We start from the raw sequence: 12541 nt of genomic DNA, 5'->3' as shown, positions 1-12541 counted from the left end.
TACTAAGAGGGCACCCCCTCAGCAGCCCGCACAGCATCCCGGTAAGCCCGCGCAGCAACCCGCAGGGCCGCCTCCGGATCCACCCCGGCCGCCTCCGCCCGCACCGCCATCGCGAGCAGCTCGTAGCCGATGCCCTCCCCCGACGGCAGCGGCACCTCCAGCCCGGCCGTGCGCACCCGCGACGCCAGCTTCGCCGCGAGGGCGAGGCCCGGCTGGCCCAGGGGTATGCCCTCGGTCACCGACTCCCGCTGCTTCTCGACGGCCTTCGTGCGCAGCCAGTGCTCCTTGACCTCCTCGGGCGTCGTCGCCGTCTCGTCGCCGAAGACGTGCGGGTGGCGGTGGATGAGCTTGGTGACGATGCCGCCGGCCACGTCGTCGATGGAGAAGGGGGACTCGGGGTCCTCCTCGGCGATGCGTGCGTGGAAGACGACCTGCAACAGGACGTCGCCCAGTTCCTCGCGGAGTTCGTCGCGGTCGCCGTCCTCGATCGCCTCGACGAGTTCGTACGCCTCCTCGATGCCGTACTTGGCCAGGCCCTTGTGGGTCTGCTGGGAGGACCACGGGCACTCGGCGCGGATGCGGTCCATGACCTGGACGAGGTCGAGGAGGCGGGCGCCCGGGAGGTCGTAGGAGGCGGGGAGCAGCTCCAGGTCCGGCATCTGGATGCGGCCACTGCCTGCCAGGCGGGCCAGGCCGTCCGTCAGGGCCGGCTCGCCCTCGCCGGTGGCCACGACGACGACCGTGCGGCCGCCGGCGCACGCGTCGATCAGTTCCTCGGCGGTCGGGGCGGCCTCGTCGACCGCTATCCGGGCTTCACGCAGATACGGCAGCTGCGGATGCGCGCCGTCCGCGCACAGTACGCGGTCGGCGCCGTGCAGCGCCTGCCATGCCGGCCAGGACAGCAGGCCGGGTGCGACGCGGTGGCTGGTGGTGAGCAGGACGATGCGGCCGGGGGCGGCTTCGGGACTGATTGCGTTCACGATCCGAACGTAACCCAAGCCACGCACAACCCCCCGAGTTATCCACAGGCCCGGGCAGCCCCACCGTGTCCACAGGAGCCACCGGAGCCACCGGAGGGCCGGCGGCCCCGCCGTCCCGTTACGCCGTCTGCGGCGTCCCCGCCGCCGTCACCTCGCGCACCCACGGCGTCTTCGCGTCGGCCCGGCTGCTCTTCTGGACGTCCCACGTGCCGTAGCGCGGGTTGAGGTCGATGTCGAGCTTCTTGGACGCCACGGCGAGGGCGTTCCAGAAGGCCGGCTTGCCGGTGTCGGTGCCGAGCGCGGCGGCGAGTTTCTGGGCCTCGAGCTGGAGGCGGAGGTTTTCGTCGAGGCGCTCGGGGGCGATGCCGTACTGCTGGAGCCACGCGGTTTGAAGCGCCTTGGCCCCGCCGACCTGCTCCTCCAGCTCGGAGCGCATCTTCTGGAGCTCCTTTCGGGTGACGGTCACGCCCGCGTCCTGCGCGGCGCGGTGCAGCACCTGGTCGAGAACGAGGTTGTGCAGGACGTCGCGCGGGAGGGTGCCCGACTTGGCGATGACCTGCGCGTACTGGGTGTCGTCCGGCACGGCCGCGCGCTGGGCCGCGCGCACCTCGCTCACCCTGTTCTCCAGCTGCGCGACGGTGATCCGCTGGCCGCCGACGACGGCCGCCGCGCCGGGATGCGCATCGTTTCCGCAGGCGGTGAGCAAAGGCGCCGCGGCGATCACGGCGGAGAGCAGGAGCGCGGTGCGACGGCGGCGGTGCAAGGAAACCTCCCGAGGAGATTGTGCGACGGTGCACAAAGTCTTGCGGTGATCGATGGTAGGCAGTCGGCAAGCTCTGGCCAACCCATTCGACCAACGATTCATCAGGACTTCGGGCACCGAAGCCTGCCCCGCACGACCCGCACGGCCCACTCGACCCGCACCGCCTGCTTCCGCCTGCTCCGCCTGGGCCAGTCCGCGTGCCGACTTCACCCAGGAGGCGCGGGCGCCGCGCCCTCCTCAACCCCCGGCAAGAACTAGCCGCGCACCTGCCCCAGCCACTGCAGCGTCCGCCGTACCTCCCCCGCGAGCGGGTGGCCGGGGCCGTGCAGTCGCTCCACGTCGAGCAGCAGTCGGGCCAGGGTGTCGTGGGCGGCGGGGCGGTCGCCGAGGGCGAGCAGGAGGTGGCCGATGCGGCGGCGGACGTCGTGGGCGAGCTGGGGGTCGCCGGAGACGTACTGGTTCTCGTAGTACGGCAGCAGCGCGCGGTACTCGGCGAGCGCGGCCGCCGGTTCGCCGAGCTGTTCCAGGCACTGGGCGGCGTCGTAGCGGAAGCGCAGGGACTGCGGGTCGGCCTGGCCGGCCTCGGCGGCGCGTTCGTCGGCGAGGCGGCGCAGTTCGGGCAGCGCGCGCCGGTACTGGCCGTCGTCCATGAGGGTGGCCGCGTACTGCTTGCGCAGGGTGCGTACGACCGGGGAGTGCTCGCCGTGCTGCTCGGCGGCGGCGGGCAGGATCGCGCCGAGGATGTCGACGGCCTGGGTGATGCGGCCCTCGCCGAGGAGGCGCTTGACCTCGTCGACGGCGCGCGCGACGTCCGGTTTCTCGGTGGCGGGCGCGACCGGTGTGACGGGGGCGGGCCGGGGAGCGGGGGTGCGGGCGCGGTCCGGCCAGGGCGCGTGCGGGCGCAGGAAGGGGCGCGTGGGGTCGAGGGGCGATCCGGTGGGCGTCCCGCGGGCGGGCAGGAGCGGCTCCAGGTCCTCGTACACCTCCTGCGCGGAGGCGGGGCGGTGCTGCGGGTCCTTGGCGAGCAGGCGCAGGACCAGGGCTTCGAGCGCCTCGGGCACCTCGGGGCGGATGCGGCGCACGGGCAGCGGCGGCTCGTACAGGTGGCGGTGCAGCACGCCGAGTGCCGTCGAGCCCGAGAACGGCACGTCGCCGCTGAGGAGTTCGTGCAGGAGCACGCCGAGCGCGTACAGGTCGGTGTACGGGCCGACGGCGCCGCCCATCGCCTGCTCGGGGGCCATGTAGGCGGGCGAGCCGATGGGCGTGCCGGTGTGGGTGAGGCGGGTGGTGTCGGCGTCCATGACGGAGGCGACGCCGAGGTCGAGGACGGTGACCGTGCCGTCCTGCTTCACCATCACGTTGCGCGGCTTGAGGTCGCGGTGGACGATCGGCACGGCGTGCACGGCGCTGAGCACGGCGCACAGTTGCGCGGCGACCGCGACCGACCATTGCCACGGGTACGGATCGCGCTCGGCGAGATGACCGGAGAGGTCGACGCCGTCGACGTACTGCATGACGAGGAACAGCTCCTCGTCCTCACTGCCCGCGTCGTGCACGGTGACGAGCCCGGGGTGGTCGACCTGTGCGGTCACCCGGCACTCGCGCAGGAACCGGCGGCGCAGCTCGTCCGCCTCCTGCCCGGCCACCTTGTCCGGGCGCAGCAGCTTCACCGCCACGCGCCGGTCCAGCCGCTGGTCGTACGCCGTCCAGACCTGTCCCATGCCGCCCTGTCCGATGAGCGTGGACAGTTCATAGCGGCCGGCGACGACACGTCCTGTCGCCACGGTCACCTTCCGCCCTCGCGGTTGCCGCCCTGCCGGCCGTCGTGCTGGCGCAGGTAGTCACTGAGCTCGTCGAGTTCGGCACGGACCTGGTCGATGCGTGCGGGCGCGGGGCGCTGCGGGGCGGGGGGCGGCGGTACGGGCGTCTGGGATACCGGCGTCTGCGGCACTGGCGTCTGCGGCACCGGCGTCCGGGGTATCGGGGGCGACTGCGGCATCGTCGTGGCGGTGTACGGCGACTGGGGCTGCGGGTAGCCGTATGCCGGGGCCGGCGCCGGGGGCCCCTGCGAGGCATAGCCAGGGAAGCGGAGCTGGTGGAAGTGGCGTATGTCGGCGGAGAGGTAGTACGCGATCGAGGCCACGAGGCCGCCCAGGACGAGGGCGAGGCCCGTCCAGCCGCCCGGGGTGTGGATCTCGTCGCCGGGCTCGGAACCGATCAGGTACAGACCGAGGAACTCCACCACGATCGACGCAACGAACAGGCACCAGTCGAGCGCCTTGCGGGTCACGATCGCCAGGCGCAGCATCATCGCCCACATCAGCAGGCCGAAGCTGCACACCGAGATCACGACGAACAACACGCGCAGGAAGACCAGCACCCCGGTGGGCGGCTGCTGCTTCACCGGCTGCGTGTAGCCGTGGCCTTGCATGACTGCTCCTGATGCCTGAGGTGGGCGTACGGCGTCGACCGCCCCTGCCCGGTGCGGGGCAACCTCGGTCGTGCGATTGTCGCTTCGAGCGTATAGGTCGACACCGACATACGGTCACCGGTTGTACCGAACCGTTGTCGTGCTGATCACTTCGTACGACGGCGCAGGTCGCGGAGGCTGGGCTTCCGGCTCAGAGCGGGTGCCGCATCCACACGTTGGGCTCGACATAGACCGCGTAGCCCCGCTCCGGCTCGCACCGCACCGGCACCAGCGCGCCGGGCACCTCGATGTCGCCCGCGGTGTCGAAGGGCAGGCCGGTCCAGCCGCGCCACTGCTCCAGCGAGCCGGCGACGGTCATGGAGGCCGGGGCGACGGAGTCGATGCTGGCGCCGGCGCGGGCGTGGACGCGCAGCCACGGGTCGTGGGGCAGGCCGTCGGGCCGTACGCGACGGGCGTACTCCTCGATGGGGGTGTGCGGTTCGAGGTGCTTGGCGTTGGGGCGGACCGGGGCGACGACCTCGCGGAAGCCGTGGGCGCGGGCGTTGTCGCGCATCGCGGAGAGCATCAGGGCGGACAGGCCGCCGCCCTGGGCGTGCGGGGCGATGACGACGGAGACGGCGCTGACCGTGTCGGGGCGGGTGCCGCGGCGCAGGTCGGCGAAGGCCCACGTCAGCACCTCGTCCCAGCCTCGGGCGGGCAGCCGGCCGCGCCCCTCGGCGGCGAGGGCGAAGGGAACGCTGTAGGCGTGGGCGACGACCTCACCCCGCTCGTCCTCGGCGAACAGCACGTACTCCGGGAGTTCGAGCGGGATCCGGCCGTAGTGGGCGTTGCCCACGAGGTCCTGGACCACGAACTCCGGCCAGGTGTCGGCCATTTCCAAGACCCGTTCGAGCATCTCCGGGCGTTCCGCGACGCTCGACACCTTCAGTTCCATGCCGGAAACCGTAGGCGCGGGGCGCCGTGCCGCAAAGCGTTTTTCGGGCCCACGGCTCGCTCCACTCCCGCTCGCGCGCCTGGTCACCCTCCGCACTGGCGCAGCATCATCTCCTTGTCGGCGGACGTCACAGGCAGTTCGTACTTCAGCGACACCTGGGCGAAGCGCACCGCGTACGAGCAGCGGATCTGCTTGTTCGGGGGCAGCCAGGAGGCGGGGCCGGAGTCGCCCTTGGAGCCGTTGGTGGGGCCGTCGACCGGTATGAGGTTGAGGGGGTCGTTGGCGATGTCCTGGCGTTTGCCCTTCGGCCAGCGGGAGGCGCCCATCTGCCAGTCGTACGACAGCGGCATGACGTGGTCGATCTGTACGGTCGTCGCGCGGGACTTGGCCCAGTCGATCGTGCGGCCCGTGTACGGGTCGTGCAGGGTCATGGAGGTCACGACGCAGTCCGAGCCGGAGCGGAAGCGGACGTCGTCGCCGTCGCGCTTCAGGAGGTCGTTGCGGGTGTCGCAGCCGTTGCGCGCGAACGGGATGCCGCCCGGGGCCGAGTCCATCCAGGCGTAGCCGAACTTGTCCCGGTCGTAACCCGTCCTGGGGCCGCGGCCCTTCGTCGTCACCTTCTCGATGAGGGTTCGTGCCTCGGCCCGGTCGGCGTCCGACGTGAGCGGCGCGAGCCCTGGCTTTGTGCCGTCGGGGTTGTCGAGTGGGCTCGCGGCGCGGCCGGAGCCAGTGGCCGGGACGGAGCCTGAGGGCTCGTCGTCACCGGGTAGATCGACGTTCTCGCACCCCGCCAGCACCAGCACCATGCCGAGCATCGCCGCGGCGCTCGCCGCCCCGCCCCTCAGACGCATCACGATGCGCCCCTCCCTTTGTCGCCCGCTCCGCCCCGCACAGGCGGCCTTCCCTGGTACACCGTCGGGCACACGGTAGCGACCCGGCGCACCGCGGCATTCAAGAGGTCCAGACCACAACGGACTCAAGCGCGCATACCTCACAACCCGGGCGTATCGTCGGTGATGAGTCACCTCCGGAAGGAGCTCTGGATGGGCATCTTCGACAGGTTCAAGAACCGCCACGCACAGGACAAGAGCGGGAACATGTCCGACGCCGCGGAACGGAAGGTCAACGAGAAGACGGGCAACAGGTACGAGAGCCAGGTCGACGACGCGCAGCGGCGGATGGAACGCGAACTCGGCATGGACCGCGACAGGCCCGAGCAGCCGTAAGGCCGGAGACCCCGCGGAGGACCACGAGCCCCGTCGGGCGCGACGGCTCCACGAGGGCACGCCCTCAACGCCCTTGCCGGCGCCCGCATCACGACCAGGCTGCCGCTGAACCACTTCGAGACCAGAGGCCGTCCGCAGAGACCCACCTCCCGCGGGCGGGCGCTGCCCGGGCGCTGTCCCCGGACCCAGGAGTCGAGGAGCCCAAGACCCCAGCAGCCCAGGACCTCAGGGGGCCAAGAGCCCGGGAACCCAAGAGCTTGGGAGCCCAGGAGCCCAAGAGCCCGGGAGCCGAGGACCTCACCCTGCCGACGAGCCCGTCTCAGACCTTCCCGATCCCCAACGTCGTCTCCGAGGGCAGCAGGCCGGAGGCCAGCGCCGCCACCCAGAACTCGCCGAGCAATTCCACGAGACGGTCGACCTCGTCCACCGTGAGCGACTGCCAAGGCGCGGAGGCGAGTTGATCGGTGTGCTCCTCGACGACGCGGCGCAGTTCGCGGCCCGCCTCCGTGGCCGTACCGTCGGCGTCGACCAGGCCGCGCGCGATCAGGCTGTCGCGGGCGGCCGCCCATTCCTCGGCGCTCCAGCCGCGGCTTTCGAAGCGCTCGACGGATGCGGCACCTATCGCAGCGAAGGACACGAGTGACTCGACGGGGTCGAGGCCGGCCACCAGCAGGGCCGCTATGTGGCCGTCCCCGCGGTGTTCGCGCAGGAGGGTCGCGGCATGCCAGAGCTGGAGGTGCGGGGCCTCCGGCCAGTCCAGGGCGGCGTTGGCCGCGGCGAGCGGGCGGCCCGCGGTGTTGGCCGCCTCGGCCACGCGACGGGCCAGGGCTGCGGCTTCCGCCAGCTCGGGGCTGTGGGTCCGGTCGCCGAATATCGCGCGGTAGGCCCGGTCGACCCCGCGTACCCGCGCCTGCAACAGGGCCTCGGGGCTCGCGATCTTCCACGCGAGATCGATGTGTTCGGCGACCATACGGGGACTGAAGCTGTAGAAGGCGGATGTGACCTGTTCCGCGCCGACCGCCCCCAACGGCGCGGCCCGGTACGGGAAATAACTCGGCCAGCGCTCCTTGGCGGCGTAACCGAGCGCCGCGGCCTCCTCGAAGACCTCCGGCGCGTAGTACAGCACCGCATGCAGCGGCTCCAGCAGATGCCAGAGCTGACGTACGCGACCCGGCTCCAGACCGCCGTTCTCACGCTTGACCATGGCGCAACTCCCCCAGTTCGAAGTCTCGGGATCCCCACCCCGCAAAACTTGACACTGACAAGATTGCCCTGCCGCACTCGAACTTGTCAACGCCTAGATAGCAGAAACTTGGCGACGCCTAGATTGCGCGTACGCTGCTGTCCATGCCCCCCGCACAACAGCCGTCCACCCGCCAGCCGTCCACCCGCCGCCCCTACCACCACGGCGACCTGCGCCGAGCCATCCTCACCGCGGCGCTGGACGTCATCGCCGCCGACGGCCCGTCCGCCCTGAGTCTGCGCGATCTCGCCCGGCGTGCCGGTGTCTCGCACGCGGCTCCGGCCCACCACTTCAAGGACCGCACCGGACTGCTCACGGCGATCGCCGCCGAGGGGTTCGGGCTGCTGGCGCACACGCTCAACGAGGCAGCGGATCTGAAGGACGCGGGCGTTCGCTACGTCCGCTTCGCACGCGAGCACCCGGCCCACTTCCAGGTGATGTTCACACCCGAGCTGCTGCGCGCCGACGACCTCGAACTGACCACGGCCCGCGCCCTCGCCGGCGACGCACTGCGCGGCGCCGTCTCCGCCGTACGACCCGAGAGCCTCGGCATCGACACCCGCCTGGCCGGCGTCGCCGCCTGGTCTCTGGCCCACGGCTTCGCCACGCTGCTCCTCAGCCACAACCTGGACGGCCCGGTCGGCGACAAGGACCCCGAGGAGGTGTTCCGGACGCTGGCGGCGATGCTGTTCCGGACCGAGTCCTGAGGCATTTGCTTGACCTCAAGTCCACTTGAGGTCACAGAGTGATCCGCATGACCACCGAGCCCGCGGGCACCACGCCCGCCGAATCCGCAGACATCACGCCCGCCAAGACCGCAGGCACCACACCCACCGAAGAGGCTGACCTCAAGGCCATCGCACAGGTCGTGGCCACCGTCGAACGCACCCAGCGCGCCAAGGACCCCGACGGCTTCCTCGCCCTCTTCCATCCCGACGCCCTGTGGACCACCGGCCATGGCAAGGTCCTCATCGGCCTCGACGCGATCGGCGAGTTCACCCGCGCCGTACTGCCGGCCGCGACCTGGGACGGCGAGGTCACCTACGAGGTCGCGCACACGCAGTTCCTGGGGCCCGACGTGGCGGCCGTCAAGGTCCGGCAGGTGTACCACTCGCCGAAGGGCGACCTGGAGGGTGCGCCGCTCTACGTCATGACCCGGCAGGACGACGGGAGGTGGCTGCTGCACGCCTGCCAGAACACCGAGGTGCGGGTCGACTAGCGGCCGCGTCCCGCACCCCGGGCTGGATCACGATCCCAGGATCGACGCCAGGAACTCCCCGACCCACCCGAGCAACTCCCGTCCGACGAGCGGCTTCCCGCCCACCTTCGCGGTCTTCGGACGCGGCACCAGCAGCTGATGCACCGCCGGTTTGATGACGGTGCCCGGGTACAGGCGCTTGACCCTGAGCTCCTGGGACTCCCGCAACTCCACCGGCGCGAAGCGGATGTTGTTGCCCTGCAGGACGATCTCGCCGACGCCGCACGCGCGTGCCAGCATGCGCAGGCCCGCCACCAGGAGGAGGTTCTCGACCGGCTCCGGCAACTTGCCGTAGCGGTCGACGAGTTCCTCGCGTACGGCCTTGATGTCCTCCTCCGTGTTGGCGGAGGCGATGGAACGGTAGGCCTGGAGGCGGAGGCGCTCGCCGGGGGCGTAGTCGTGCGGGACGTGCGCGTCGACCGGCAGCTCGATCTTCACCTCGAGCGGCGGCTCCTCCTCGACGCCGCCCTCCAAGGACGCCCGGTAGTCCGCGACGGCCTCGCCGACCATACGGACGTACAGGTCGAAGCCGACGCCCGCGATGTGGCCGGACTGTTCGCCGCCCAGCAGATTGCCGGCGCCTCGGATCTCCAGGTCCTTCATGGCGACGTACATGCCCGCGCCCATCTCCGTGTGCTGGGCGATGGTCGCCAGGCGCTCGTGGGCCGTCTCCGTCAGGGGCTTCTCCGGCGGGTAGAGGAAGTAGGCGTAGCCGCGCTCCCTGCCTCGGCCCACCCGGCCGCGCAGCTGGTGCAGCTGGGACAGACCGAAGTTGTCGCCGCGCTCCACGATCAGGGTGTTGGCGTTGGAGATGTCGATGCCGGACTCGACGATCGTCGTCGAGACCAGCACGTCGAACTTCTTCTCCCAGAAGTCGACGACGACCTGCTCCAGCGACTGCTCCGACATCTGGCCGTGGGCTGTGGCGATGCGCGCCTCGGGGACGATCTCGCGCAGCCGCGCGGCCGCCCTGTCGATCGACTCGACCCGGTTGTGGATGTAGAAGACCTGGCCCTCGCGCAGCAGTTCGCGGCGGATCGCGGCGCCGATCTGCTTCTCCTCGTACGGGCCGACGAAGGTGAGGACCGGGTGGCGCTCCTCGGGTGGAGTGGTGATCGTGGACATCTCGCGGATGCCCGTGACCGCCATCTCCAAGGTCCTCGGGATCGGGGTCGCGGACATCGTCAGGACGTCGACGTTCGCGCGCAGCTTCTTCAGCTGCTCCTTGTGCTCGACGCCGAAGCGCTGTTCCTCGTCGACGATGACCAGGCCCAGGTCCTTGAACTTGGTCTCCGACGAGAACAGGCGGTGGGTGCCGATGACGATGTCCACCGAGCCGTCCTTCAACCCCTCCAGGGTCGCCTTCGCCTCCGTGTCGGTCTGGAAGCGGGACAGGGCCCGGGTGTTCACCGGGAACTGCGAGTAGCGCTCGCTGAAGGTGCCGAAGTGCTGCTGCACCAGGAGAGTCGTGGGGACCAGGACGGCCACCTGCTTGCCGTCCTGGACCGCCTTGAAGGCGGCGCGGACCGCGATCTCCGTCTTGCCGTAGCCGACGTCGCCGCAGATCAGGCGGTCCATCGGGACCGACTTCTCCATGTCCTCCTTGACCTCGGCGATGGTCGTCAGCTGGTCGGGGGTCTCCGCGTACGGGAAGGCGTCCTCCAGCTCGCGCTGCCAGGGCGTGTCCGGGCCGAAGGTGTGCCCCGGCGCCGCCATCCGCGCGCTGTACAGCTTGATCAGGTCGGCCGCGATCTCCTTGACCGCCTTCTTGGCGCGCGCCTTGGTCTTCGTCCAGTCGGCGCCGCCCAGACGGTGCAGGGTGGGGGCCTCGCCACCGACGTACTTGGTGATCTGCTCCAGCTGGTCGGTGGGGATGTACAGGCGGTCGCCGGGCTGGCCGCGCTTGGCGGGGGCGTACTCGACGACGAGGTACTCGCGCGTGGCGCCCTGGACGGTGCGCTGCACCATCTCGATGTAGCGGCCGACGCCGTGCTGCTCGTGGACGATGTAGTCGCCCGCCTCCAGGGTGAGCGGGTCGATGGTCTTGCGGCGGCGGGCCGGCATGCGGGCGCCGTCCTTGCCGGCCGCCTTCTGCCCGGACAGGTCGGTCTCGGTCAGGACGGCCAGCTTGAGCACGGGGTCCACGAAGCCGTAGTCGATCGAGCCGCAGGCGACATGGACGACCGACGGGGCGATCTCCCCCAGGTCCGCCTCCAGGCGCGCCGCGACGCCCTCGCCGCCGAGCACCTCGACCGTGCGGGCCGCCGGGCCGTGGGCCTCGGTCACGAAGACCGTGCGCCAGCCGTCGGCGAGCCAGCCCTTGGTGTCGGCGAGGGCCTTCGCGGTGTCGCCGCGGTACGACTCGGGGGCGTGCATGCCGAGCTTGAGGGTGTCGGCGTCGCCCGCCGCGTCAGCGGCAAATGTAAACGTGTCGTCGGCCGCGAAGGGCGAGACCGACCACCACATCATGTCCAGCTCGCGGGCGCGGTCGCGGACGTCCGCGATGGACCACAGGGAGGCCGCGCCGACGTCGATGGGCGCCTCGCCGCCGCCGGCCGTGGCGGCCCAGGACGCGTGGAGGAACTCCTGCGAGGTGGCCACGAGATCGGCGGCACGCGTGCGTACCCGTTCCGGGTCGCATACGACGGCCATGGCGCCCTTGGGCAGGACGTCGAGCAGCAGCTCCATGTCGTCGACGAGGACGGGGGCCAGGGACTCCATGCCCTCGACCGCGATCCCCTCGGCGATCTTGCCGAGCAGCTCGCCGAGCTCGGGGTGCTGTTCGGCGAGGGCACGCGCGCGTGCGCGGACGTCGTCGGTGAGGAGGAGTTCGCGGCAGGGCGGGGCCCACAGGCCGTGCTCGGCGACTTCGAGGGAGCGCTGGTCGGCGACCTTGAAGTAGCGGATCTCCTCGACGTCGTCGCCCCAGAACTCGATGCGCAGGGGGTGCTCTTCGGTGGGCGGGAAGACGTCCAGGATGCCGCCTCGTACGGCGAACTCGCCGCGCTTCTCGACGAGCTCCACGCGCGCGTACGCGGCTGCGGCGAGGGCTTCCACGATGGCGTTGAGGTCGGCGGTCTGGCCGGTGCGCAGGGCCACCGGTTCGAGGTCGCCGAGGCCCTTGACCTGCGGCTGCAGGACCGAGCGGACAGGGGCCACGACGACGGAGAGCGGGCCGGTCTCGGGGTCGTCGGGGCGGGGGTGGGCGAGGCGGCGCAGGACCGCGAGCCGACGTCCCACGGTGTCGCTGCGCGGGCTGAGGCGCTCGTGCGGAAGGGTCTCCCAGGAGGGGTACTCCACGACGCCCTCCGAGGGGAGGAGGGAGCGCAGGGCCGCGGCCAGGTCCTCGGCCTCGCGGCCCGTCGCCGTCACGGCGAGGACCGGGCGGTCGGTCTCGCGGGCGAGTGCGGCGATCGTGAACGGGCGGGCCGCCGGGGGGCCGACCAGGTCGACGTGCATGCGGTTGCCGTCTGCGGCCGCGGTGATCGCTTCCGCGAGGGCGGGGTCCTTGACTACGGCGTCGAGCAGACCGTGCAGGCTCATGGAGGGGGCGCTTCCGTCCGGGGGTGGGCAACACGAAGGGCCCGACGCGGGTGGCAGGCCGGGGGCTTCCAGCGTACGTCGCTGCGCGGGCGGGTGCCGGGCCTGTGGATAACGTCCGTTCTCTGTCACCCGGCGCGGTGGCGGGGCTCTGCCTTTCTCGCCC

At 71.4% G+C, this 12541-nt stretch carries 11 protein-coding genes; 3 read left to right on the top strand and 8 right to left on the bottom strand.

Translation table 11 applies throughout. The features are described 5' to 3' along the window. Nucleotides 1-2: 2 nt before the first annotated feature. The 6 genes from ADL12_RS28100 to ADL12_RS28075 all read right to left on the bottom strand — a co-directional run bounded on the left by ADL12_RS28100 (nucleotide 3) and on the right by ADL12_RS28075 (nucleotide 5959). Entirely contained in the window at nucleotides 3-980 is a 978-nt protein-coding gene (locus ADL12_RS28100; RefSeq protein ID WP_062706739.1) for a nucleoside triphosphate pyrophosphohydrolase, read from the bottom strand. Nucleotides 981-1098: 118 nt separating this feature from the next. After that, a complete protein-coding gene (locus ADL12_RS28095; protein WP_062706609.1) occupies nucleotides 1099-1743 on the bottom strand; it encodes a SurA N-terminal domain-containing protein in 645 nt (214 codons plus the stop codon). Between the two features lie 254 nt (nucleotides 1744-1997). Beyond that, on the bottom strand, nucleotides 1998-3491 hold the full coding sequence (locus ADL12_RS28090) for a serine/threonine-protein kinase (RefSeq protein ID WP_279617174.1): 1494 nt from the start codon (nucleotides 3489-3491) through the stop codon (nucleotides 1998-2000). Nucleotides 3492-3529: 38 nt separating this feature from the next. Then, nucleotides 3530-4174 (bottom strand): hypothetical protein, encoded by a 645-nt coding sequence (locus ADL12_RS28085; RefSeq protein ID WP_062706605.1) that lies wholly within the window; start codon nucleotides 4172-4174, stop codon nucleotides 3530-3532. A gap of 190 nt (nucleotides 4175-4364) precedes the next feature. After that, nucleotides 4365-5108, bottom strand: a complete 744-nt coding sequence (locus tag ADL12_RS28080; RefSeq protein WP_062706603.1) for a GNAT family N-acetyltransferase — start codon at nucleotides 5106-5108, stop codon at nucleotides 4365-4367. A gap of 83 nt (nucleotides 5109-5191) precedes the next feature. After that, nucleotides 5192-5959, bottom strand: coding sequence for an HNH endonuclease family protein (locus tag ADL12_RS28075; protein ID WP_062706601.1), 768 nt, complete (start codon nucleotides 5957-5959; stop codon nucleotides 5192-5194). Nucleotides 5960-6151: 192 nt separating this feature from the next. Here ADL12_RS28075 and ADL12_RS28070 point away from each other — a divergent pair, with 192 nt between their 5' ends. After that, nucleotides 6152-6334, top strand: coding sequence for an Rv0909 family putative TA system antitoxin (locus tag ADL12_RS28070; RefSeq protein ID WP_062706600.1), 183 nt, complete (start codon nucleotides 6152-6154; stop codon nucleotides 6332-6334). A gap of 319 nt (nucleotides 6335-6653) precedes the next feature. Here the strand turns inward: ADL12_RS28070 and ADL12_RS28065 are convergent, their stop codons facing one another. Beyond that, nucleotides 6654-7538: an SCO6745 family protein gene (locus ADL12_RS28065; protein ID WP_062706598.1), complete on the bottom strand. Its 885-nt coding sequence runs from the start codon at nucleotides 7536-7538 to the stop codon at nucleotides 6654-6656. A gap of 143 nt (nucleotides 7539-7681) precedes the next feature. Between ADL12_RS28065 and ADL12_RS28060 the strand changes: the two genes are divergently transcribed. Together ADL12_RS28060 and ADL12_RS28055 are read left to right on the top strand one after the other, a co-directional pair. Further along, nucleotides 7682-8284 carry a TetR/AcrR family transcriptional regulator gene (locus ADL12_RS28060; protein WP_062706596.1) on the top strand — a complete coding sequence of 201 codons (603 nt, stop codon included), beginning with the start codon at nucleotides 7682-7684 and terminating at the stop codon, nucleotides 8282-8284. Between the two features lie 47 nt (nucleotides 8285-8331). Next, on the top strand, nucleotides 8332-8796 hold the full coding sequence (locus ADL12_RS28055) for an SgcJ/EcaC family oxidoreductase (RefSeq protein ID WP_079052329.1): 465 nt from the start codon (nucleotides 8332-8334) through the stop codon (nucleotides 8794-8796). 27 nt (nucleotides 8797-8823) lie between these two features. Here ADL12_RS28055 and mfd read toward each other — a convergent pair whose 3' ends face one another. Beyond that, on the bottom strand, nucleotides 8824-12378 hold the full coding sequence (gene mfd / locus ADL12_RS28050) for a transcription-repair coupling factor (RefSeq protein WP_062706594.1): 3555 nt from the start codon (nucleotides 12376-12378) through the stop codon (nucleotides 8824-8826). Between the last annotated feature and the right edge of the window lie 163 nt (nucleotides 12379-12541).

This window comes from Streptomyces regalis (assembly GCF_001509475.1).
In the GTDB taxonomy this organism is placed as follows: Bacteria; Actinomycetota; Actinomycetes; order Streptomycetales; family Streptomycetaceae; genus Streptomyces; species Streptomyces regalis.
Note: the sequence above shows the minus strand (reverse complement) of the source record. Positions and strands in the feature narration are given on the sequence as shown.

What these genes read in the sequence shown, in the direction of transcription:
- ADL12_RS28085 (WP_062706605.1), bottom strand. Translation starts at nt 4,174, where the DNA reads ATGCAAGGCCACGGCTACACGCAGCCGGTGAAGCAGCAGCCGCCCACC.
- ADL12_RS28080 (WP_062706603.1), bottom strand. Translation starts at nt 5,108, where the DNA reads ATGGAACTGAAGGTGTCGAGCGTCGCGGAACGCCCGGAGATGCTCGAA.
- ADL12_RS28075 (WP_062706601.1), bottom strand. Translation starts at nt 5,959, where the DNA reads ATGCGTCTGAGGGGCGGGGCGGCGAGCGCCGCGGCGATGCTCGGCATG.
- ADL12_RS28070 (WP_062706600.1), top strand. Translation starts at nt 6,152, where the DNA reads ATGGGCATCTTCGACAGGTTCAAGAACCGCCACGCACAGGACAAGAGC.
- ADL12_RS28065 (WP_062706598.1), bottom strand. Translation starts at nt 7,538, where the DNA reads ATGGTCAAGCGTGAGAACGGCGGTCTGGAGCCGGGTCGCGTACGTCAG.
- ADL12_RS28060 (WP_062706596.1), top strand. Translation starts at nt 7,682, where the DNA reads ATGCCCCCCGCACAACAGCCGTCCACCCGCCAGCCGTCCACCCGCCGC.
- ADL12_RS28055 (WP_079052329.1), top strand. Translation starts at nt 8,332, where the DNA reads ATGACCACCGAGCCCGCGGGCACCACGCCCGCCGAATCCGCAGACATC.
- mfd (WP_062706594.1), bottom strand. Translation starts at nt 12,378, where the DNA reads ATGAGCCTGCACGGTCTGCTCGACGCCGTAGTCAAGGACCCCGCCCTC.